The 21,449-nt window shown below is 53.9% G+C and carries 18 protein-coding genes; 6 read left to right on the forward strand and 12 right to left on the reverse strand.

The window, feature by feature from the left end; all coding sequences use genetic code 11:
• Positions 1 to 154 precede the first annotated feature (154 nt).
• The 5 genes from Pr1d_RS03620 to Pr1d_RS03640 form a co-directional block, all read right to left on the reverse strand.
• Positions 155 to 511: a hypothetical protein gene (locus Pr1d_RS03620; RefSeq protein ID WP_148072249.1), complete on the reverse strand. Its 357-nt coding sequence runs from the start codon at positions 509 to 511 to the stop codon at positions 155 to 157.
• Positions 508 to 972, reverse strand: coding sequence for a hypothetical protein (locus Pr1d_RS03625; RefSeq protein WP_148072250.1), 465 nt, complete (start codon positions 970 to 972; stop codon positions 508 to 510). The genes Pr1d_RS03620 and Pr1d_RS03625 overlap by 4 nt, the downstream gene beginning before the upstream one ends.
• A 116-nt stretch (positions 973 to 1,088) precedes the next feature.
• On the reverse strand, positions 1,089 to 2,096 hold the full coding sequence (locus Pr1d_RS03630) for an HAD family hydrolase (RefSeq protein WP_148072251.1): 1,008 nt from the start codon (positions 2,094 to 2,096) through the stop codon (positions 1,089 to 1,091).
• 94 nt (positions 2,097 to 2,190) lie between these two features.
• On the reverse strand, positions 2,191 to 3,903 hold the full coding sequence (locus Pr1d_RS03635) for an arylsulfatase (RefSeq protein WP_148072252.1): 1,713 nt from the start codon (positions 3,901 to 3,903) through the stop codon (positions 2,191 to 2,193).
• 86 nt (positions 3,904 to 3,989) lie between these two features.
• A complete protein-coding gene (locus tag Pr1d_RS03640; RefSeq protein WP_238476631.1) occupies positions 3,990 to 4,730 on the reverse strand; it encodes an LssY C-terminal domain-containing protein in 741 nt (246 codons plus the stop codon).
• A gap of 353 nt (positions 4,731 to 5,083) precedes the next feature.
• On the opposite strand from Pr1d_RS03640, the gene Pr1d_RS03645 reads away from it, so the two are divergent.
• Positions 5,084 to 6,682 (forward strand): efflux transporter outer membrane subunit, encoded by a 1,599-nt coding sequence (locus tag Pr1d_RS03645; RefSeq protein ID WP_148072254.1) that lies wholly within the window; start codon positions 5,084 to 5,086, stop codon positions 6,680 to 6,682.
• A 1,061-nt stretch (positions 6,683 to 7,743) separates the two neighbouring features.
• Here the strand turns inward: Pr1d_RS03645 and Pr1d_RS03650 are convergent.
• Complete coding sequence (locus Pr1d_RS03650; protein WP_148076246.1) at positions 7,744 to 9,273, reverse strand: arylsulfatase; 1,530 nt, start codon at positions 9,271 to 9,273, stop codon at positions 7,744 to 7,746.
• Positions 9,274 to 9,522: 249 nt separating this feature from the next.
• On the opposite strand from Pr1d_RS03650, the gene Pr1d_RS03655 reads away from it, so the two are divergent.
• From Pr1d_RS03655 to Pr1d_RS25965, 3 genes are all read left to right on the forward strand, one after another.
• The gene (locus tag Pr1d_RS03655) at positions 9,523 to 10,437 is read left to right on the forward strand and encodes a LysR family transcriptional regulator (protein WP_146452865.1); all 915 of its coding nucleotides are present in this window, start codon (positions 9,523 to 9,525) and stop codon (positions 10,435 to 10,437) included.
• Between the two features lie 569 nt (positions 10,438 to 11,006).
• A complete protein-coding gene (locus Pr1d_RS03660; RefSeq protein ID WP_210417877.1) occupies positions 11,007 to 11,372 on the forward strand; it encodes a DUF3302 domain-containing protein in 366 nt (121 codons plus the stop codon).
• Between the two features lie 12 nt (positions 11,373 to 11,384).
• Entirely contained in the window at positions 11,385 to 12,800 is a 1,416-nt protein-coding gene (locus Pr1d_RS25965) for an HlyD family secretion protein (RefSeq protein WP_210417878.1), read from the forward strand.
• Positions 12,801 to 12,865: 65 nt separating this feature from the next.
• Here the strand turns inward: Pr1d_RS25965 and Pr1d_RS03670 are convergent, their stop codons facing one another.
• From Pr1d_RS03670 to Pr1d_RS03690, 5 genes are all read right to left on the reverse strand, one after another.
• On the reverse strand, positions 12,866 to 13,348 hold the full coding sequence (locus tag Pr1d_RS03670; protein WP_148072255.1) for a DUF1269 domain-containing protein: 483 nt from the start codon (positions 13,346 to 13,348) through the stop codon (positions 12,866 to 12,868).
• A gap of 95 nt (positions 13,349 to 13,443) precedes the next feature.
• Complete coding sequence (locus Pr1d_RS03675; RefSeq protein ID WP_148072256.1) at positions 13,444 to 14,565, reverse strand: HlyD family secretion protein; 1,122 nt, start codon at positions 14,563 to 14,565, stop codon at positions 13,444 to 13,446.
• On the reverse strand, positions 14,562 to 14,816 hold the full coding sequence (locus Pr1d_RS03680; protein WP_148072257.1) for a DUF3302 domain-containing protein: 255 nt from the start codon (positions 14,814 to 14,816) through the stop codon (positions 14,562 to 14,564). The genes Pr1d_RS03675 and Pr1d_RS03680 overlap by 4 nt, the downstream gene beginning before the upstream one ends.
• Positions 14,817 to 14,896: 80 nt before the next feature.
• On the reverse strand, positions 14,897 to 16,543 hold the full coding sequence (locus Pr1d_RS03685) for a protocadherin (protein WP_148072258.1): 1,647 nt from the start codon (positions 16,541 to 16,543) through the stop codon (positions 14,897 to 14,899).
• A complete protein-coding gene (locus Pr1d_RS03690; protein WP_168205035.1) occupies positions 16,540 to 17,490 on the reverse strand; it encodes a YybH family protein in 951 nt (316 codons plus the stop codon). Before Pr1d_RS03690 ends, Pr1d_RS03685 begins: the two co-directional genes overlap by 4 nt.
• A 542-nt stretch (positions 17,491 to 18,032) precedes the next feature.
• Between Pr1d_RS03690 and Pr1d_RS03695 the strand changes: the two genes are divergently transcribed.
• Positions 18,033 to 19,268 carry a carbohydrate porin gene (locus Pr1d_RS03695; RefSeq protein ID WP_148072260.1) on the forward strand — a complete coding sequence of 412 codons (1,236 nt, stop codon included), beginning with the start codon at positions 18,033 to 18,035 and terminating at the stop codon, positions 19,266 to 19,268.
• A gap of 83 nt (positions 19,269 to 19,351) precedes the next feature.
• Here the strand turns inward: Pr1d_RS03695 and Pr1d_RS03700 are convergent, their stop codons facing one another.
• Positions 19,352 to 19,744 carry a hypothetical protein gene (locus Pr1d_RS03700; protein WP_148072261.1) on the reverse strand — a complete coding sequence of 131 codons (393 nt, stop codon included), beginning with the start codon at positions 19,742 to 19,744 and terminating at the stop codon, positions 19,352 to 19,354.
• Between the two features lie 1,195 nt (positions 19,745 to 20,939).
• Here Pr1d_RS03700 and Pr1d_RS03705 point away from each other — a divergent pair.
• Positions 20,940 to 21,428, forward strand: coding sequence for a hypothetical protein (locus Pr1d_RS03705; RefSeq protein ID WP_148072262.1), 489 nt, complete (start codon positions 20,940 to 20,942; stop codon positions 21,426 to 21,428).
• The last annotated feature ends 21 nt before the right edge of the window (positions 21,429 to 21,449 follow it).

Below are 21,449 nucleotides of genomic sequence, written 5' to 3' on the forward strand. Positions count from 1 at the left end.
GTGGTCGTTGTGTAATCGGATAAAATTCTAGCAAGACAAAGAACCCCAATAACTTAAAAACCATCCAAATCGCCCCAACTGGGTTCAAGATAGTTTTTGATAATCAAGCATTGTAGCAATTTTTCTCCCGGAGATATTGTTAAGTTCATGTGAATCAATTTCGAAGCATAGGGAGTGTGAAATAGACACACATTAACATTGCGACGAGAGGAATCAACCATACCCATCCCTGCCAAATCCAGGGCAACCAACGATCCGGTATGAGAATCGCAAACACTCCGATTATGATAGCGCCCAGCGCTGCGGTAGCCATCCACCCATACCAATGCATGGCTGGTAGACCGTTCGCAGATGTGACATCTTGCATGTACTGAGTAGTCTTGAAGGAGAGCAGTCGAGTAGGATAGACCGTAAACATTGCGATATCCTGCTTGAAGGCACTTACATAAGTGACAGCAAATGCCGGCCCGAAAGCGAAAGCGAATCGCCGAAATGCGTGCGAAGCATTCATAACCCGAAACCTCGCACATTGTTCGCAATGTGGCCGATCAGAAAACCATACCAAACTATAAATGTCAGCATCACGGTCAGGGCAATGCGACTGCTTGAGTATTCTCGGTCAATAATTTCTTGCCAAGAGACCCAATAGGCCGGAAGGAGGGCCATTCCAATCGCGATGAAATGCTCCTTGATGTCGAAGAGGCTGATGGTTTGCCAATGCTCGGTTTGCTCGAGAACAGGCTTGATTTCGACACGGAAGTACAAATAGACAATTCCTCCCAGGATCGCCGACAGCACGTAAAGCACAACGACGGCATTGGTGAACGAGTCTGACGACACTGCGCGAAAGCGACCGATGAATGATTCCGGTCGAGTGGGTAGCGGCACCCAGATTGCTACGGCCTGATGAGTAATCGCTCCCAATAGGGCCATCGCGACCAGGCCATGTAGGATTAAGAGTGCTGTTGCCATGAACTCCTACTATAGTAACTGAGTGCAGATAATGAATACGATGGCGCCCGCCAGCCGTGCATTTCAAATTTCGGTGGAAGCATTAACTTGCGAATCAACAATTCACAACTGCTTCGCTACTCGTCGAACGAAAAAATCCGCTTCCAATCGTTTTTCATGCCGACCACGATCCAGCCATTCTGCTTGGCTTCGTCCATTAAGTCCTGCGGGAAAGTACCTATTTTCGAATCGGGGAGTCCGCCCGCCGGGCCGTAGGCATACTCGCGTTCTGGGTCATTGTGATACACGAGCAAGCCAAGCCGAGCTCCGTCGCCACCAGTGGCATACTGCAGCATTTCTTTATCACCGCTCGAGTTGCCAAAGGCAAGAATCGGGCGCTGACCTATGTGCTGGCCGATTCCGACAGGCTTGCCAGCCTTGTCGTCAACGAAGTTCAATTTTGGCAAGCGCATCAGCACAGGCATACCATCTTTCATCTGAAACTCGGTCACGATACTCGAACCGACAACTTGCGGCGGCGCGATGCCGTACACTCGCTGAGTCCAAGGCCGCATAAACTCGATACCTCCGCCGGAAACGATGAACGTCTTGAAGCCCTTCTCGCGCAAGTAAGTCAGTAGTTCGAGCTGGGGCACATAGACGCAATCGGTGTAGAGTTGATGAAAGCGTGGATGTTTGGCGGTGGTAATCCAATCGGTAGTGATCTTTTCAAAATCACTGCTGGTCATGCCGGCGTGCGTCGTCGCGATGATCGCCGCCAACGCGTGCTTCCCCCCTGCGATGAGCTCCTTGAGATCACCATCAATAATCGCTTTGTAAGGCTGCTCCTCTTTCCATTCGGGGTGTTCGGGAGCAAGTGCCTTTACACGATCGAGCGCGAAAGTCAGTTGAGTGTACAATGGCTGCTCGACCCAGAGTGTACCATCGTTGTCGAACGTGGCGATACGATCTTCAGGGGGGACGAAATCGGGGCTTCCTTGTGTCGTTGTTGTTTCAACAAACTTCAAAATTGCCTGCTTAGCAGGGCCGTCATTCCAGGAGGGCAGGGGGTCCTGGGCTTGAATAGTGAAATGACTGGCGAGAAAAATCGACAGCAGACTTCCAGTGTAGAGGATTGTGTTCATCGCTTGATACTCCTTCCTTATGCTTGCGGAAGTGAAGACGCGGGCCGCCTTGTGACAGACGACCCGCGCGAATTGCAATCGGATTGTCGCTCGATTAGTCGGAGTGGGTGCCACTCGTTTTTTTCAACGAATCGAGGATCTGATCGAGGTTATAGCTTGCCGCCATCTGCAGTGGCGGAAACTCCTTATACGACATCAGTTCCTTTTCCCAGAGGAGCTGCCCAATCGGCAGGAGGTTCCAGTCGTAGATGTAAGCCGTACTCGGAGACGCGAGCGCTCCGGCATAGCTTAGTAGCGACTTCGTGTCTGCACCGACGCTGATCTCAAACGGATCGCGCATGATATTGGCGAGTTGGGTCCAGTGGTAAGTTTGGGCCCCCATCAATCCATCCATGGCACCCGCTCCCACCATCGTGTAGTAGAACTTCCAATTCTTATACCGGACTGCAGAAGGCTGTGCGCCGGTGTAGTAGAAAAAGGTATCCCTTGCGGATTCTTCTGACTTGCCTGTCAGGTAGTCAATTTGGTTGACGCCATCGAGCTTGGTCTTCACGATACCAGGATACTTTCCGGCCATGATCTGCTCGTTGAGAGCGTTGCCCTTCTTGCCGCCGGCAATTTCGACCAAGGTGGGTAACCAATCGAGGGAGGCGAACATTTCCTTGAAGACGGTGCCCGGTTTGATTTTGCCAGGCCAACGGATGACACACGGAGCTCGCATGCCGCCTTCCCATGTAGTGAGCTTTCCACCCTTGAACGGAGTGGTTCCACCATCCGGGAAGGTAATAACTTCTGCGCCGTTATCGGTAGTGAAGACGACGATTGTATTGTCGAGTTCACCCATGTCCTCGAGCTTCTTGAGAACTACGCCGATGTTGTCGTCGAGTTGCTTCATGCCAACTTCGTTGATGCCCCAGTCCTTACCCCCCTTCACACCAAGCATGGCTTCGTACTTTGGCGAGAACATCGTGGTGATGTGCATTCGGGCAGGGTTGTACCAGACAAAGAATGGCTTGTTCGTCTTCTCAGGGTCGTTGCGATTGAGAAAGTCCACGACCTTGGCAGAGATCTCTTCGTCCACCGTTTTTGACCGTTCAAGGGTGAGCGGACCTTCATCCTTGCCATTCTGATTCTTCGCCGTGCCATCGGACGATTTCATCCAGAGGATGGGTCGCGGCGCCGCCATGCAGACGCCGTCCTTTGGATCGATAGCGCCAGGCGTTGCGGGAATGCCAGGGATCGGAACCATCTTCATCGGAGGCACAACGGCCTGATCGGTTGGTGACTTGTTGATGTCTGGAAAGCTGACCCCTTGCATCGCATCGAGGTGGTACAGGTAACCCCAGAACTCCTGAAAGCCATGCGCAGTCGGCAGGGAATCGGGATGATCGCCAAGGTGGTTCTTGCCGAACTCGCCGGTGTTGTAGCCCAGATCAAGCAGAAACTTTGCAAGCGCCGGAGTGCCAGGACGCAGGTACGAAATGGCACCCGGCAGTTCTGGCATCAGCATGCCGGCGCGCATCGGATGCATGCCAGTGAAAAAAGCCGTGCGTCCGGCCGTGCAGCTTTGCTCGGCGTAGTAATGCATGAATATACCGCCTTCATTGGCGAGTCGGTCGATGTTCGGAGTTTCGCCGACCATCAAGCCGCGGTGATAACAACTCGGCTGCATCCAGCCGATGTCATCTCCCATGATGAACAGAATATTCGGCTTCTTCGCCTGCGAGTAAGCCGGCATGACGGCACACATCAAGGCAGCCATCGCACCCAGACCGCTGATGAGCAGTCGTTGTTTCAAGAGGTTCATAACAGTTTCTCCTTAGTTGTTGTTAGTACTGATAGAAATTAGGTAGTAGTGTAGCAAAAAACTCACCGGCCATCAGGGATGTCACTTCACGGAACATCCTCAGCTATCACTCCTATAAACAGATTGCCGTCGGTATGCCAAGGGTCGCCGCCGCCGTTCTTGCCTTCGAGTTGTTTGTGAAAACCATAGTCGATGGAATGAGAGGCGAGCTCGCCGGTTTTTTCGAGGCACTCAAACAAATAGTCTCGCTCGACATCGACGTCGGGTGCGGTGACGTGTGTGATCTGGCCGGTGGTGTGGCTCAGGCCGACGCGCTCGTCGTAAACGGCCGAGCCGATCCATTGTGTTCGGCCAGAGGTGCTCTCGCGGTCCATTTTCCAGAGTCGCACATGGTGCCGGTGTCGCGGGTTGTCGCCGACCGGTTGTTCAAAGGCCAGGTCTTCTTTACGGCCAAAGAGATAGAGGCTGCTGACGGGAGCTTCATCGTCGGGGCGAGAGAGTACCGAGTCGGCGGCGATTTCTAAATCGCTGCGTACTCCCAGTGCTGCGGCTGGGTACCACTTGGCAGCTTTAAAAATTTGTTCGACTTGATCCAGGCTACCGACCAAGCCTACGTTCAGTGGATCGCCCGGATGATGATCGCTCGTTTCAGTGATGCGCGGGCTGTCGTCGAATGCTGGATGATGTTCCGCATAACGGTCCCAGGCGAAGGGAACTATCAGATAGGCCGCGAGAAACCAAATGAGAACAAAGACAGCCAGAAGCCTCACGATCTTTCTGAGGCGAGACCGAGAATGCGGTACCGTGATTTCTGTTTCGTCTTCCACGGTCGTAATTCGAGTTGAGGGGATTGATTTCGCCTATCGACCGTAGCTTATCCCTGTTGCCAGGGATTGCAAGGGATTTCGTGTCGAATTTATGTCAAGAGTTGCATCGAGGTTTAGCAAATCTTATAGCCAATCAGGGCGTCCACTGCCCCGCCGATGTGGCATTTCGAACCCTCCTTATCATTCTGATAGGTGGCGCCCATCCTAAACTTAACCGGAATAATCAGCACAGTTTACCACATTTGTCTCAAGCTGCAGGGACTGGGACCCGGTTCGGTTATGCCGTCTGTTGCAGTTCTGCCGATAGTTTCGTTGGGTAGTTTCATGACGAAGCTACCGAGGGGAGCGATCGTATGGACTATGCGGCAGAACGCCAAGGACTCAGCGGACGAGATCACCACTCCGCAGGTATGATGCTGGGAGTGTTCGTGGTCGTCTTTCTGCTAGCCACTTGCGGCTGCACGTCGCTGCCTGATTGGCTCCATAACGGTCTGAAAGTCGGACCGAATTATGTGAAACCGATGGCCCCAGTCGAATCACACTGGATCGACTATGGTCGCGACTCCCGCATCAGTGAGGCACCTGTTAACACGTGTGACTGGTGGACCGTCTTCAACGATCCAGTACTGAACAGCTTAATTGAAACGGCGGCCAGCCAAAATCTCACGCTTCGAGAAACGGGTACCCGCATCCTGCAAGCTCAAGCGGCTCACGCCATTGCCGCGGGAAATCTGTTCCCACAGGCGCAGCAGGCATTCGGGAGCTACGATCATCTGCAACTCAGTGAGACGATTGCCAACTCGCCACCGATTAAGAACTATGACTTGCTGTCAACGGGGCTAGGGGTTTCCTGGGAAATCGACTTCTGGGGGCGGTACCGCCGGGCGCTGGAATCGGCCGATGCCTCGCTGGATGCCTCGATCGAAGGCTATGACAATGTGCTCGTCATCTTGCTCTCGGATGTCGCCGCGACTTATGTGAAGATTCGCACCCTGCAAGAAGAGTTGCGATTGGTCAGAGAAAATGTGCGATTGCAAGAAGAAGCGGTGACTATCGCCGAGGCCCAATTCAATGCCGGCCAAGCTGACGCGGCAGACACTTTGCAAACTCGCAATAATGTGGAACAAACCGAGGCACTCATTCCCCGGTTCGAGGCTGCCTTGCGGCAGGCAAACAATGCGCTCTGCGTCTTGCTGGGCATACCGCCGCGCGATCTGGTGGCAGAACTTGGCGAGGGCCCGATCCCCTCTGCCCCGCCGGAGGTCGCCCTGGGCATACCAGCGCAGCTATTGCGCCGCCGACCTGACATTCGCCAGGCAGAACGGATTGTCGCTGCCCAATCGGCGCTGATCGGTGTGGCGGAGGCCGATCTGTACCCGTTCTTCTCGATCGGCGGTACACTCCAATGGCAATCGCAAAACTTGAGTAGCCTATTTAATTCCAACAGCTTCGGCGGATCGACAGGCCCTTCGTTTGGATGGAACGTCCTTAACTATGGTCGGATACTCAACTCCGTGCGGCAGCAAGAGGCCGTGTTTGAACAAGCAGTTTATGCTTACCAAGGGACGGTGCTAAGTGCCCAACAGGAAACTGAGGATGCCATCGTGGGATTCCTCAAAGCACAGGAGCAGACCGCCAAACTGCAGCTTGCAGTTCGCGATATTGAGGAATTGAACCAAGTGCTACTCACGCAAGCCAATGCCGGGGCCACCGATTTCAGTCGAGTATTCGTGGTCCAGGCCGCGGCCACCGAACAGATGGATAGACTCGCCACCAGCCGAGGCGAAATCGCCTTGAACTTGATTCGCATCTATCAGGCTTTGGGGGGTGGCTGGCAAATTCGGTTGCAGTCGCCAAGTAATTTCCCGATACCTGTGGCGATCGAAGCAGACGAACCGATCGAAGTGCCGCCGATCCCCGAGCCACTCCCGAACCCTGCAGATTTGCAGTAGCTAGACAACTAAACACCACTAAGGGATTAAACGCAGAGACCGCCAAGGCGCAGAGCTTCGCAGAGATAGCTCAACAGCATCATACAAATACACGCCTCTGCGCCTCAGCGAACTCTGCGTTTTCAAAAACAAAGTTCACACACCTATTTGCCCAAAATCAGAACACGCTTCAGAGAGCGAGATTTCTTGTTATGAACCTCACCACTCAAGATTACCGTACAAGCAAGACTCTGTGGGGACTTCTGGCAGGTCTACTACTCGGCTTTGCCACGCTACCGACGGAAGTAGCTGGTGATGGCGTGCCACAGAAGCCATGCGATTGCAATTGTCGCAGTGGGCTGATGCTTTGTTGTCCAGACGACTATTGCTCTAAGCCGATGCCGTGCCTGTACTGTCCACGGCTTAGCTGCTGCCCGAGTGATTACTGCACCAAGCCCCTGCCCTGCCTTCGAGCTCCAGCCTTATCGTGTTATGGGGATGATTATTGCCCCAAGCCCATGCCACGACTCTGTTGGCCACCTTCTCCGGTGCGCTATAGTTGCGGAAAGTAACTAGATGTGGCGACCAATTGAGCCGGATTTTACGGTAAGCATCTTTTCTAGCCGAACACTCCCGAAAGAGTCGAACACCGGAAAGTCTGAAACTGCCGTCAACGAGTCCCTCTTCAAGGTCTTGGAGTCAGTCGAAATCCGCTGAGGTGGTCAAGCCCGACACGCCCTATTGAAACCGGTAGCTGCAGGAAGTTGATGCATCCGCCGCGCTTTCGAGAAACCTGTAAATGCAGGCGGTGGAGAAAACCTCAGCAGCTGGGCGACGCGATTCTCTCCCGAAAAGGATGGCAGTAGTGTCGCCTGTTTTCGGATCGAATGGGCATCGTGGCGGCTACGCGTTATCAGCCGGCAACGGGTCAGCGGAGTGAGCAGAGTTGGCGGTGAATGTTAGCGCCCAAACGAACGCGACTGCGAGACCAAGACAGAAAACTTTCATAGCTTGGCTTTCGGGTATATGGACCAAAAAAAGGGGGTGCAGTCTGGATCGACCGCACCCCCCAGACGATCTGTTTACTCGCCGCCGACGGTCATGTTCTTGATCTGCTTTTCTAGTGACTCAAGACTCCAGTCGCCCGGCGTCTGGCTGGGCGGAAATTCCTTCATGCTCGTGAGGAACTTGCTGGCGACCACCTGCATCGGTCCGAGCACATAGGCACGGTCGATCATCCAGTCGTGGTAGGTGTTTGAGTTCCCGTACGCCTTTTCGAACGGGTCGCGGCGGAGGTTGAAGAGCAGCGGCATTCGTAGATGAACCAAAGGCTCGCGCCATACATCCAGTTGATGCGCACGGTTCTCCAGGTAGGTCGCCTTCCAGTCGTCATAGCGGACGGACATCACGGCGCCATCGTCGCCGACATAGATGAACTCGCGGCGGGGCGACTTGTCGGTCTTGCCGCTGAGGTAGTCGATCAGGTTGTACCCGTCGATGTGGTTCTTGTATTGCCGCCCATTCAATTCGGCACCCTTGAGGAGCTGTTCCTTGATGTCGGGATTGCCAGCGGCGGCAGCGAAGGTCGGCAGCCAGTCTTCGTGCGACACGATGCCGTTGAGCGTGACACCTGCCGGGAAGTGACCAGGCCATTTGACGAAGCAAGGCACGCGGAAAGCGCCTTCCCAGTTCGAGTTTTTCTCACCATGGAAGGGGGTGGTGCCGGCGTCAGGCCAGGTGTTGTAGTGCGGGCCATTGTCTGTGGAGTACATGATGATGGTGTCATCCGCGAGGCCGAGGTCGTCGATCAGTTTAACGAGTTCGCCGACCAAAGCGTCGTGTTCGATCATGCCATCAGTGTATTCGTCATTACCCGGATGGCGGTGCTCCTTCCGCACGTGGGTGCGAAAGTGCATGCGAGTTGCGTTCCACCAGCAGAAAAAGGGCTTTCCAGCCGCGGCCTGGCGCTTGATGAAGTCCTTTGCCGCGGCGTTGGTCTCATCATCGATCGTCTCCATGTGCTTCTTTGTCAGAGGTCCAAGATTTTCTATGACCTGACCGCCCTGGCCATCGGCCTTGGACTTGATCATGCCACGTGGTCCGAAGACTTCGCGAAATGTCTTGCCGTTGGCCAGGACCATGTCACCGGGATAGTCCTCGTTCTCCGGCTCTTCCTCAGCATTGAGGTGATAAAGACTGCCGAAGAACTCATCGAATCCGTGCACGGTTGGCAAGTGTTCGTCGCGATCTCCCTGGTGGTTTTTTCCGAACTGCCCCGTAGCATAGCCCTGGCTTTTTAGAACCGTGGCCATGGTGCAGTCGGTCTTCTGCCAGCCTTCGGCGGCGCCGGGCATTCCCACCTTCGTCATGCCTGAACGAACCGGTACCGAGCCGCTGATAAATGCGGCGCGACCGGCCGTACAGCTCTGCTGCGCGTAGTAGTCGGTGAAGGCGACGCCTTCCTTTGCGATGCGGTCGATGTTGGGCGTCTTGTAGCCCATCATGCCACGGTTGTTGTGGCTGATGTTCCACGTGCCGATGTCATCTCCCCAGATGACGAGGATGTTTGGCTTATTTTGAGCTCGCGCGGCACTACATAGGACGAGGCACATAGTCATCGCGACAAAAGGCCGCAGTACGCTGGTGATCATGACAGGTATCTCCGTGGTCCAGATGAGTTGAGTCGACTGACGATGAACAGCGGTGGGGTGCAGCACCTGCCACCCGGCACACGAATCGCCGAATTATAAACTTAACTCGCTCTGCTTGCCTGTCAACATTCCCTCCAGTAATCTTTATTGATATTGTGATTCCCGTAGGGTATCACGTGATAAATCAAGCGAATCCCCGGAGTGAGTTCGATGGCGGAGCCAAAAGATCTGCGAAATCTCGTTGCTGTCTATGAACACTGCCACTTTGGCAAAGCGGCCCAAGAAACAGGACTCAGCCAGCCGGCAATCACGAAGTCGATTCAACGTCTGGAGAAGGAATTCGGCTTAGCTCTTTTTGACCGGTCGCGATCTCACGTCGGGCCGACCCCGATCTGCGAGGCTATTGTTTCACGCGCGAATTCCGTTCTCTCCGGGTTGGAGAACTTGGACCAGATGGTTCGTATGTTCCGTGGGCTCGAAGCCGGATCGCTGACCATAGGTGTCGGTCCGGCGATGTCCGAGTCTTATATTACGCAAGCGATTGGCTCGCTGGCCCAGGACCATCCTGGAATTCAAGTGGATGTCCGGGTCGACCACTGGAAGCAATTATCGGAGTGGATCATTTCCGGAGAGATCGAAATACTTGTCGCCGACCTCGCAGAGGTAGCGGACGATAAACGTTTTGTTGTATCGCCCCTGCCCGCTCAAGAGTTTATTTGGTTCTGTAACAGTCGGCATCCTTTGGCCGAGAAAGAACGGGTGTCGCGTCACGACCTATTACAATATCCGCTGGCGACGCCTCGGATGCCTCCTTGGGCCATCGGGTGGTTCCATGCTGTGCTTACCGAAGAGGAACGGAACAGCGGCAGTGTGCCCCTGCCAACGATTCGATGCGAAAACTACTCAATGCTGAAGCGCATCGTTTTAGACAGCAACTGTGTGAGCGCTGCGTTGGCTGCTACCATCCGACCGGAGGTGCAATCGGGCTTGTTAACCACTCTACCGGTCGATGCCGCCTCGTTAACGACAGAGGCCGGCATAGTACAGTTGAGCGACCGAACACCATCGCCATTAGCGAATGCACTCGTCAACAAGATTGTTGATTTAGCTGCCGTTGAGCATTAAGCAAAGTAATCAGTTTCCGCGACCGACTGCGATTTGATGCTTGGCAACGAGCGTGATGTTGGAGCATCCGCGGCGACTTCAAGAACCGGCGAATCGCTGGCGTTGGCAAGGATCTAGAATTGCTTTGGGCCGTGAGAGCACTCCCTGATTCTCGCTTGGATCTGTGTTGTCGCCAAAGGTAGTCTTCGAAACACTTAAGGCTCCGTCTCGCTATCTAGCGGTCGCATTCACGCTCACCGCCGAAACGAAATTCAGCGCAGCGGTCTCGTCACCTCCTTCAGTTCGCCAGATTCAGAACTCCGGTCGGTTGGACCACCCGCCTAGGCGAGCGCCTTTCGTAACTCGCAGCGGTCTCTATTCAACAGGGACACCTCATGCAGTTCTCCTAACTCCTCCGACGCCGGCTATGTCTTTCCATATAATCCTGTTCTATTACTCGTCACACACAGTGTCTTGCGTAACGAATAATTCGGATAATCGGATGAATCGCACTTCTGCGACCTCGCTCCTTTAGCAATCTATAATAGAGGGGTTAAAAACTATCCACTGAACAGACTCCGGGGGCAACTTTGCTGGTAGCTGCGCTAGACATCTGGGATTATCTCACGTTCTTGGCGTTTTTTCTTTGTGGCATTGGAATTCTTGGTGCGATCGTTCTAGTTCTCGGTCTGCCAGGACGAATCGCCTACGCGAGAAAACACCCCGAGGCAGAAGCCATTGATATGATGGGCTGGATAGGATTCCTGGCCGTCGTTCCGTGGGTCCAGGCATTTCTTTGGGCGTTTAAACCAACCGATGTCGTCGATATCCGGCGATTTCCAAGAGAAGAGCAAGCGGCCCTCGAAGAGGAAGCCCGCAAACATGCTGAGGAAGCGGCGCCCAGGCGACGACCTCAGGCACCGACTCCTCCCGCCGATTCCCCAGAGAGCGAGTAAAGGTGGTACGTCATGTTTCTTGGTTTGGTCATTACATTCACTTACATCGCCTTCGTGTGGTTGATCTTCTTCAAGCTAAAGCTGCTGAGGTTCACCAAACCGTGGATCGCGGTTTCGGTCGTCTTCGGCTTGCATTTGCTCTTGATCTTTCTCATTGGCTTGCGTTTCGTGACTCCCTATACGAAGCATGCGAAAGTTGTGCAGCATACGATCCAACTCATCCCCCGACTTCCCAACCCGACGCTCGTCACCGAGGTCTTGGTAGAGGCAAATGAACCGGTCAAGAAAGGCCAGCCGCTGTTTCAGTTCGACCGACGACCGTATCAGTACCAAGTCGATTCACTCAAAGCACAGCTTGCTCAGGCGAAGCAGAACTACTTGGAACTGAAGGCCTCGCTGGATGCTGCGGATGCCACGGTCGCCGAAGCTCGCGCGAAGAAGATCGCCCTTCAAGCAACCCTCGAAGCCGCTACTGCATCGGTGGCGAAGGCCCGCGCGGAACAGGAATCACTCAAGTCCTCTCTCGACGGAGCCAAAGCTAGCCTGGCCAAGGCGAAAGAATCAATGGCCTATGCAAAGGAGGCCATGCAAATTTCGGAGACCGTCAAGGAAGACAACCCGGGAGCAATCAGTGCTCTTCGCTACGATCAAGCGGTGACCCATCTTAAGGAAACAAAGGCTGCTGTCGATTTAGCCCAGGCAAACGTAAAAAAGGCCGAAACTGACTACGAACTAGAAGCTGTGGCGGAAATCAATGTTGCCGTGGCCAATGAAGCACGGGCGCGCGCAGCGGCTGGCCCCGAGGCCGATGCTGCGATCACCGTTGCGGTGGCCAATCAAACAAAAGCTCGGCTGGAGTACGAAGCACAAATCGATGGGGAAAATACCGAGGTCGCCCAATTCGAAGCAGAGCTAGCCGAGGCCCAGTACTACCTGGACAACACGACGATGGTGGCACCCGCGGATGGCTATCTCTTCAACCTGCAAGTCCAGGAAGGAATGGTTGCCGGTATTATTCGCGTCGGTGCCATCGCCTCGTTCGTCGTTGATGCCGATCGCTATGTACTCGCACCCTATACCCAAGAACAGCTCAAGTGGGTAAAGCCCGAACAACCGGTTGAGCTTGCCATGGATCTTTATCCCGGACAGATATTCAAGGGAACCGTGAGCGAAGTGTGGCAGGGAAGCGGTGTCGGCCAAATGTTGCCGAGCGGAAGACTACCCAAGTTTCACCCTTTGCCGCCGGAAATGCCTCAAACGATGTTTGCCGTCCAGATTAAGTTGGACGTCGAGAATGAATCGATGTTTCCCATCGGCACCCAGGGAGCAGCCGCAATTTACACCTCACAAGGAGGCTGGGCTGCCCTGCGGCGAATCGGTATCCGCGCCTATACCTGGGGGAACTGGCTCTACCCACTCGATCTCTAAACGCGCACATCTACGCACCGCAATTTCAATTGCGATGCGTAGTTGTCTACGGTGATGTCTTATCTTCACGCGTTCAAAGCGGTTTGCAGTTTGTCTTCGTCTTCATGGGAAAGCGATGTCTGCAGAACCTTGCCACCAGTTCCCTTGAGTTCTTCCAGGACTTTATCCGGAGTCATGTCACGCACGAGGACAAAAAGTGCTGAGGTCTCGGGTTTCATCGTCTCGGCCAGATCTTTCATGAACTTGTCATTGATGCCGATATCCGTGAGAGCACCAGAGATGGCCCCGGCAGAGGCACCAACAGCAAGGCCCAACAACGGATTGAGGAAAATCATGCCGACCAGAGTCCCCCAAAAACCACCACCAAGCGCACCTGCGCCGGTCAGGTTGACTGGCTGGTGAAGCTTGACTTTCCCAGCGGCATCTTTGACCGCAACTACGGCGTCTTCCAATGCAATCAAATAATCTTGTTGCATCTTTCTCAATGAAAGTCGGACTTCCTCGGCCTTAAAAGCGTCGTCATATCCGATAACTACTAATGTACTCATAGGTATTCCTTTCCAAATTTCAAGCACGGAGCATGTAGAGGTTCTGATTAAAGTAGCGGAGTGAATTGTCGACAACAAGACGGTTGGTATCTAACTCATGGTAACGGCAGATAATACATCCATTTCTTCATACGAATCGTAACCTTGCTGATCATGGCAAACGGTTTGCCCCAATCGGTGTAGATCGCAACTGCTCCGGCGGCACCCATTTCCAGCTGATCGGCAGGCTCTCCTTCGTCCAAGCTGATTTTGACGGCCAAAAGGCCCGGTGATCCGATTTCAGCGGCCGAGGGAAGTTTTCCAGTGGTAGTAAATTGGCCTTCTCCCGTGGCCTCAATCACGTTCACTACCTTCCCGCGAAACAACTTGCCCGGCTGATTCTTGAATGCCAATTCTACCGGATTGCCGGGTTGCACATGAACCAGCATCTGCGCTGGCAGTGATGCGGCGATCATCGTTTCTTCCGTGTCGATGAAGGTGCCTGCGGCTGCGAAGGGCATTGCCGTGACGTAGGTCCCCTCTCGAATTTGCCAATCGGTGATAAACCCATCAGTCGGCGCTCGCACAGTGCAGCCTTCCAGATTGAATTGGGCTGTATCGATCTGTGACTGGATAACGCCAATTTGGTCCTTGCCTGCGACAAGCGCAGCACCGGCTTGATCCTGACTGGCCTTGGCTTTTTGCAGCGAGGCTTGGGAAGCGGCCAGGGCTTCGGTAGCCTCAACAAGTTTTAGCTTTGAAATCGCTTGGGGGTTCTCTTTGTTGATCGTAACCGACACATCAGAGGCCGCTTGCTTAGTGGCCACATCGGCTTCCGCTTGCTTCACCGCAGCCTCTGCAACTTGAACGCTCGCTTCTAGCTGCATTACATTACTCTTCGCCGCAGCCAATTGGGATTTCGCCAAAGCCAGTTGATACTGATAGGGCTCTGGATCGATCTCGTAAAGCACGTCCCCCTTCTTGAGCGGCTCATTCGGTTCAGCCGGAATACTGATCACTTGCCCTTTCACGATGGGAACGATCTGTACGACGTAGCGGCTCACCACGGCTCGAGTGGAGATCGGCGCGGCCAAAGTCCATAGCACAACTGTAGAACCGATCATCGCAACGCCAAGAACCACAAAACCTGCAATGGGCCAGGGGCTAGGTTTGACCTTGAGGATTTTGAATACGAGTACGATGAGGGCCACGTACACAATCGTCATTACAGCGATCATGAAACGGAATCTCCTTCATTCGCGGAGCGACTGGACGGCGGAGCTATGAACGCCCAGACAAACGCTAAGGGCCAAAGTAGACCCAGCGTGACCAAACTTATCCAACTGGCAGCGTTGACGGCATCCGCGTGGGGATGATTTCGCGCTCTAGCAATCTTCCCCGGGAGCGAGCCCAGTTCCACAACGATCACAACCACCGCCGCTACCAGTACGGCTATGACGAAGAAGGCAAAATAATCAAATCCGTCCATCTAAGTCGGGTGGGCACCGCCCACCAAAATGATTGATTGGGTTCAAATATCGTTGGTGGGCGGTGCCCACTCTACGGGAATCAGCTCTTGGTTTGCGAGTCGTCTGCCGGCTGCTTCAAACGTACAAGCGTCCATTGTTGGGTCTTGTCCTTGCTTTCGTGGACGAGCATAGTCGACTCGTCTTTGGTCAAGTTGTAGAGACCCGTGTCGAAAATGATGCTCTTCTTGTTGTCGACGACCCAAGTGACTCGCTGGGTTTTCTTGTCGACGGCACCCGACACTTGCTGCACATTGTCATCGCCCGTGTTGTAGTAATTACCGCGAAGTATTCCCTCCTTATTGACGGCAAGTTGGAACGTCATCTTGCTCGACTTTTCACCGGGGGGAATCGCCTCAAACACACCCAGCGGTAGCCACTGTGGGTTGTCAGCACTCGCCGAACTATCTTCCTGCACGTTGGCCTGTTCGCCCGTCTCGGCAAGATCAGCGGCCGATTGGTAGTACGCATCGGCAGATGCAATTTCCTGTCCTGCTAGATAGACATTGTCGTCGTCATAATAAATGTTTGATCCATAGTCGTAGCTCATCGCAGGCCATTCCGTACCATACCAGGCGTTGATGCTTCCCCAAGTAGCGGCTGTCCAGACACCTGCTGCGAAGCCTCGAGCATACCAGGCACCAGGATAACGCGCGTACCAATCACGGCCGAATGCGCCCCAGTGGTCGTAGTTCGTTCGTACAAAGTTGCCCTGCACACGCATGTCGGCTCTCGAGCATCGCCACGTGCCGGCGCCACGTGAGTCGGCATAGAATCCACCTCGCGAAGCCTCGCCATGAGCAGCCATGCCGCCGTCTGCACCTCTGACGACCGTGCCACTGGCTTCGCGTGACCCGCCCGCCACCCCGCCAGGTCCAGCAGCGATACCGCGTTCGCCTGCTTCACCATGGGCAACAGTATTTCCATCGGGGCCTTTGACAACGGTGCCGCTTGCTCCTCGCTCACCAGCTGCGCCACCGCGGGGTCCGACTGCGGCACCACGTTCACCGGCTGAGCCATGGGCGATTGTGGCTCCATTGGGTCCGTGCCAGACGTTGCCCTCAGCTCCCCCCTTGTGTTCTGCTGCTTGATCAAAAGAAGTCAACCCATGCATGCTGCCGCCAACAGCGCCGTGAGAGTCGCGAGAGCCGGCAGCCGAGATTCCTGAATCAGTCGGCATTCCCAAGAACGAATTGAGTCGCGAAGCCGAAGGGGCTCCGCCACGCATGCCGCCGAATTCTCCGCCTCGTGCACCTTCGCCACCTAAAGCTGGTCCTCCGGGCCGTCCGCCGGCGCCACCAAGACCTCCTGCTCCTCTCCCTTCCAAGCCGTCGAGACCACCCGCACCACCGAGGCCACCCTCACCTAATCCGCCGGGAGCTCGACCGCCCCCGCCGAATCCACCTGGGCCGCCAGGGCCTCCTCCGGCGAAACCTCCGCGAGGTCCGCCGCCACTAAAACCACCGCTGCCGCCAAAGCCACCAGGCATCCCACCTCCGTGGAAACCACCACCACCTCCGCCGAAGCCGCCGCCCATACCACCACCATGGAAACCTCCTCCACCCATACCGCCGCCGTGGAAACCTCCGCCGCCATGCCCACCCCCAAAGCCGCGACCATGGGTCAGGTCAACACCCAACAAAACCGAAAGACTCATTGCAATCGTGCACAGAAAATAGCGTTTCATCATTTGGTTTCCTTATTCGTTTTGCTGTCGCTCTTGCGCTCGATCACGATTTCTTTCGTTCTCGGCAGCGGCTCGCCTCCGACGGTGCGGTTGATCGATTGCCAAGAGTGAACGTTGTCGTCGGCATCGTAGAGAATATTTATGGAAGAGGTGGGAAGACCCTCTGCAGTTACGCCCTGAGTGCGAATCATCCAGTGGGCCCCCTGCTTGCTCCACTCGCCATAGCCATGACTGCCATCGGCGTTGAAGAACCAAGAGACTAGGTGCCCCGTGACTGGATCCTTGCCGATGATTTGTGATCCACCAGCAATAGGGCCTTTCTCGTCAGTGATCTTCGTTTCGCCACGAATAAAGCTTCCATTACCCATCCAATCATAGTCCAACTCAACTTCACTTCCGTCGCCTAAGGCGGTCCAATCGCCGACAAGCCAGGCGAGATCTTGTAGGCTCAGATTGGCTGACGAGGAAGGTCGTGAGGGCGAATCCCGTACACTTGCCATGAGCCACTGTCCGTTTTGCTTGACGTGGATCGCCATGTAGCGACCACTTGCCACAGCGGCGGGCGAGGCAATTGTGAGTTGCGAGTGCCCGTCTTCAATTGCCGAGTCGGGACTCACTTGCTGAATCGCATTGATCGCGATTTCAATCTTGGCCCCTTGGTTGTTGGCAAAAAAATCTGCGTACTGTTTCTCGATGGCTGCCCGACCGACCGTACGCGTGCCTGCTTCATCGATATATTCTCCATCCTCTGTCCACAATGCGGCAATCGCCTTGGCGTCTGCTTGGTTGAAGGCCGTGACAAATTGTCGGGCGCTTTCACTGACGGCCTGCTCCACTTCCGATCCAGTCGCTGGTGCATCCTGAGCAGTAGCCACGATCGGATGACAAACCAAGAGACCGAGCAGGCAAAACCCAAGTTTTACGATTGCTTGAAGATGACGAGCTTCCACGATTCGATCCTCACGTTGGAATTCAGTTGCTGGATATCGTCCCTAGAACCGAAGATGATTCGCTTGAGTCGCAAATCACCGGAGTCCTACGCAAAGCTAGGGGCGCTGAGCGCAATATAAGTGGCTGGCATAGCTACGTCAATTAACTCTGGTTGTCGACCTGGAGAAGCTAAAAGTCAAAAACTCCGAAAGACACTATTGGCCACAGAGAATACATCTGGCCACAGAGAATACATCTGGCCACAGAGAATACATCAATTCTCAGTACTCTGAGATCTCGGTGTCCTCTGTGGCTATTTATTTGTTGGCCATGTAATCCACTATGCTGTTCTCCTTGTTGTCGAATTAGCATCTACGGGCGCTTTCAACACGAGCCACGTCAGATTTTTCCAAATCGTTACAAGCGGTAAAGTCGGCGGGGCTTTCGTCTAGAACACTCTTTTCTGGCTTCTCTGCCATTCAGAGAATGCCGAATTAATAAGTAATCCACTGCGCACCTTTCGTATGCGCCGCAGCCCTATCAAGGAAGATGGACTGATACGATGAAAATTCAATCTGTTCGATTGCTCGTTCTTCTACTCATTGGCACAGCTACTGCCCAGTGCTGCCATGGTCAAGATTTTGCCAGCCGCATGGCGGCAATGGCCAAACAGATGGAAGAGAGCGGCGTTGTCTACGTGATAGCAGGAACCGATTTCTACCAGGGAGTCGCCAGCGGAGGGGCCAACGAAACCTTCGAGAATGGCGTCAAGATCGACCAGTTCCTCATGCTCGACAGCACCAAGATGGGGCTCTGGGAGGGAATGACCGTCGTCATCCATGCAGAATCCCGATTGGGTAACGACGTGAATTTTGACGCAGTCGCTTTCTCACCCGTCAATGTGGCCATGCTCTATCCCAAGTCCAATGAGCACGACACCGCGATCACGGGCTTTCAGCTTTCCCAAGCACTCAGTGAAGAAGTGCAGTTTACTTTTGGCAAGTTCAATGCGTTGGACATGTTCTATATGCTCTATCCGCAGACAGGTCGCGGAGTGAGTGGCTTCATGAATGCCTCGATGGTCATACCCCTGTCGATTGCCCGCGTTGCCCCTTTGTCATTCATGGGAGCTGGATTCCTGACACTAGAAGGCAAGCAGGTACAGGGAGGCCTTCTGGCATACGATACCAATAACATCACGACCACTAGTGGCTTCGACAACATGTTTGACAATGGCGCCAATATTATGGGCTTCTGGAGGTTCTTCACTGAATTTGGTGGACTACCCGGGTCGCACCTCTTTGGAGGTGTCGCCTCCACGGGGCAGTTCACCGCCTTAGACCCGACCGGCTGGGAATTCTCTCCAGGACAGGGAATTGTGGCGCCTCAATCATCGGGTGCCTACACCCTACTCTACATTGCTGAACAAACCCTCTGGTTCGATGACTACGACAAGAACCGCAACGTCACCTTGCTGAGTCAAAACGGTTATTCTGACGAGACCACCAGTCCTTTTCAGTGGTCCACCAACGTCGCAATTCAGTCAAAGGGGCTCAACCGTCGTCGCCCCAACGATGCGATTGGCATAGGTGGATTCTATACGGGCATCAGCAACGACTTGCAAAATCTGGTCTCGTCGGTCGTTGACGTGCAAGACGTCTACGGCGCCGAATTGTACTACAACATGGAAATCGCCAAGTGCTTCCACCTGACGGGCGATCTGCAATTCGTCGAACCAGGCAACGCCTCCAACGACACCGCGGTCGTCGTGGGAATGCGGGCGACGCTGGCGCTGTAAGCGACTCCCATGGTATCTGAATTCGCAATAATTCAGAGTCACTGGTGCCAACTCGATTCTGAACTCTTGCGAATCCAGCTACTTCAGTCATCCGATTCCTTTCTCCCTCCTACGTGTAAGCCGTACGTCAGTAAATGTGCGTGGATGCGCCAGAACCGATCCCAATAATCTTCCTGGAACGGCTTGAGTTCCGGGTACCCTGGAACAAGACATCCACTATAGGAGTAGTCCGTATAGCCGTCCGAACGGACTAGTCCGCTCCGCTCCGGATTTCGCGCAATGTATTCCGCGACTTGTTCGAAGGCGCCTTGTTCTCGTTTTTCCTCACGGAGGACATGGTCGTAGGGCTGGGCTTGAAGGCGAGCTTCGAGTTTTTCTAGCACCGGGTTCAATTGTCGGCGAAAGTATCGCATCGCTTCTCGCTGATCGCTATCGTCGAAAATGCCAATCCAAAGCATATGGATGTGGTCCGGCATACAACAGTACAAGGGACAGCATACCCCGAATCGAAATGCCGCATGAGTGAGGATCTCGCGAAATTTGTAATAGAAGAATAGGTATCAGCCAGCCCGTTCTGCGATCTTCCATCGTGAGAGACCAGTGGACGTACGCCTGTCCACGATAGTACTCTAGAGGCAACCGCTTCAGGTAGTCATGACGTTTATTGTTCATCAAGTCACCTCATTGGTAGCCGAATTCGCAAGGATTCAGATACCTGAGAGTTTATCTGGACGTAGCTGAATTCACAAGAATTCAGATTTGTCAGAACGCATTTCCCTTGCGGCTGAATACGCCAGAATTCAGATGCGTCAGATAACATCCCCCCACGACTGAATTCTTGCGAATCCAGCTACCGGCGCGTGCTGCCTACAAGCGTGAAAGGGGTTCCATACCGCTGTTCGAGAAGCTCCAGTTACCGCAGGTCAGCGACTGGCGATCCTCTTCAGCAGCACCCACGCGTACTACAGCCCTAGCGATGCTTCCCACTACGTGTGGTTCTTTCAAACTCGCAATCCCCATCCGGGCGGAGAGTTTTCGATCTATTCCCCCACTCTCTACGGTCCAACACCGCTCCGCGATATCTATCTACCCGTAGCAGACAAAACCGTAGACGCCGGCTTCCGCGTCTATGTCGATGTGATTCCCGAGCCGTCATCGCTAGTGCTCATCTTGTGCGCTGCCCTATCGAGTTGCAGCCGCGCTACCAGTCCGCGAGGGTGCTACTACCCCCCAAACGGCTGTTCAACTAACTTGACAGACTCTTTCAGGAACGGATTTATCGACCAACGGTAGCCACGGCCATGTTCCGAGGTTTGGCACGGGTATGATGGTTTGATCTCAGAAAAATACTCTTCTGGAGAAACTCAGAAGTTAGCGAGTCGTCTAAATCCAGCCTTTCGAGGGGTCCAGTGCTGGAAAAATTCCTGGCATTATTCGCTGTTTTGGTTAATATTGGAGCTTACTTGATTTCCCCTCACGCCATGCAAGCTGGGGCTCTTCTCCATGGTCCGTTCGCTGCTTTGCTGTTTGTCTTATGTACCTACTCCGGGCACGAATTTGCAGGGATTGAAGTACGACGCGAATCGAATCTAGTGGGAACCGGTGAGTAAGGCGAATTATAATCTGCCTTGAAAGTGCCGCGAAAAGACACTTATAGAGAGAAGGCTATCCATGTCAGAGCCTGAGAAAAAGCAAAGCAGAAATCGAGCGGGCGTTTTCGGCGTTATGGCTTTGTGCCTAACCGTTCTTCAATGGATATTTGAGCCTGAGCCCACTCCTGAGGAGCTTAGAGAACGTAGAGAAGAAACTATACGTCGAGCAAATCTGAGAACAGATCAACAATTCACAAAACCTGGAATCATATTCACAAAACGCGAAGCGGACGGGACTTTTAAAGCTTATCAATCACTACGTGTAGTGGACCACGACGGATTGGAAAAGGTCCAACTAAAAACTAAGAAGGGGGTCATCGTTTGGGAGAAGTTTCTCGGCGACTTTCCGCCTGCCAATGAGAGTTTAGTCGTGAAGGGAGAACACGATCAGTATGCCTGTGACGTTCGTCTCTACGTCCCCAGGCTGCCAAATGATACTTACTCCATAATAGTATTTGATAAAGCGGGAAATTCATTCACGAAAGAAGCTTTCTTTGGTGACGAATGAACCAAGCCGTATCGTTCGGCG

The organism is Bythopirellula goksoeyrii (genome assembly GCF_008065115.1).
Taxonomy (GTDB): domain Bacteria; phylum Planctomycetota; class Planctomycetia; order Pirellulales; family Lacipirellulaceae; genus Bythopirellula; species Bythopirellula goksoeyrii.

Bases quoted from the DNA above. Each gene is read 5' to 3' on its own strand.
- Pr1d_RS03685 (WP_148072258.1), bottom strand. From the start codon at position 16,543: ATGATGAAACGCTATTTTCTGTGCACGATTGCAATGAGTCTTTCGGTT.
- Pr1d_RS03655 (WP_146452865.1), top strand. From the start codon at position 9,523: ATGGCGGAGCCAAAAGATCTGCGAAATCTCGTTGCTGTCTATGAACAC.
- Pr1d_RS03670 (WP_148072255.1), bottom strand. From the start codon at position 13,348: ATGAGTACATTAGTAGTTATCGGATATGACGACGCTTTTAAGGCCGAG.
- Pr1d_RS03680 (WP_148072257.1), bottom strand. From the start codon at position 14,816: ATGGACGGATTTGATTATTTTGCCTTCTTCGTCATAGCCGTACTGGTA.
- Pr1d_RS03650 (WP_148076246.1), bottom strand. From the start codon at position 9,273: ATGTGCCTCGTCCTATGTAGTGCCGCGCGAGCTCAAAATAAGCCAAAC.
- Pr1d_RS03645 (WP_148072254.1), top strand. From the start codon at position 5,084: ATGGACTATGCGGCAGAACGCCAAGGACTCAGCGGACGAGATCACCAC.
- Pr1d_RS03620 (WP_148072249.1), bottom strand. From the start codon at position 511: ATGAATGCTTCGCACGCATTTCGGCGATTCGCTTTCGCTTTCGGGCCG.
- Pr1d_RS03625 (WP_148072250.1), bottom strand. From the start codon at position 972: ATGGCAACAGCACTCTTAATCCTACATGGCCTGGTCGCGATGGCCCTA.
- Pr1d_RS03630 (WP_148072251.1), bottom strand. From the start codon at position 2,096: ATGAACACAATCCTCTACACTGGAAGTCTGCTGTCGATTTTTCTCGCC.
- Pr1d_RS03635 (WP_148072252.1), bottom strand. From the start codon at position 3,903: ATGAACCTCTTGAAACAACGACTGCTCATCAGCGGTCTGGGTGCGATG.
- Pr1d_RS03705 (WP_148072262.1), top strand. From the start codon at position 20,940: ATGTCAGAGCCTGAGAAAAAGCAAAGCAGAAATCGAGCGGGCGTTTTC.
- Pr1d_RS25965 (WP_210417878.1), top strand. From the start codon at position 11,385: ATGTTTCTTGGTTTGGTCATTACATTCACTTACATCGCCTTCGTGTGG.
- Pr1d_RS03675 (WP_148072256.1), bottom strand. From the start codon at position 14,565: ATGATCGCTGTAATGACGATTGTGTACGTGGCCCTCATCGTACTCGTA.
- Pr1d_RS03695 (WP_148072260.1), top strand. From the start codon at position 18,033: ATGAAAATTCAATCTGTTCGATTGCTCGTTCTTCTACTCATTGGCACA.
- Pr1d_RS03700 (WP_148072261.1), bottom strand. From the start codon at position 19,744: ATGCCGGACCACATCCATATGCTTTGGATTGGCATTTTCGACGATAGC.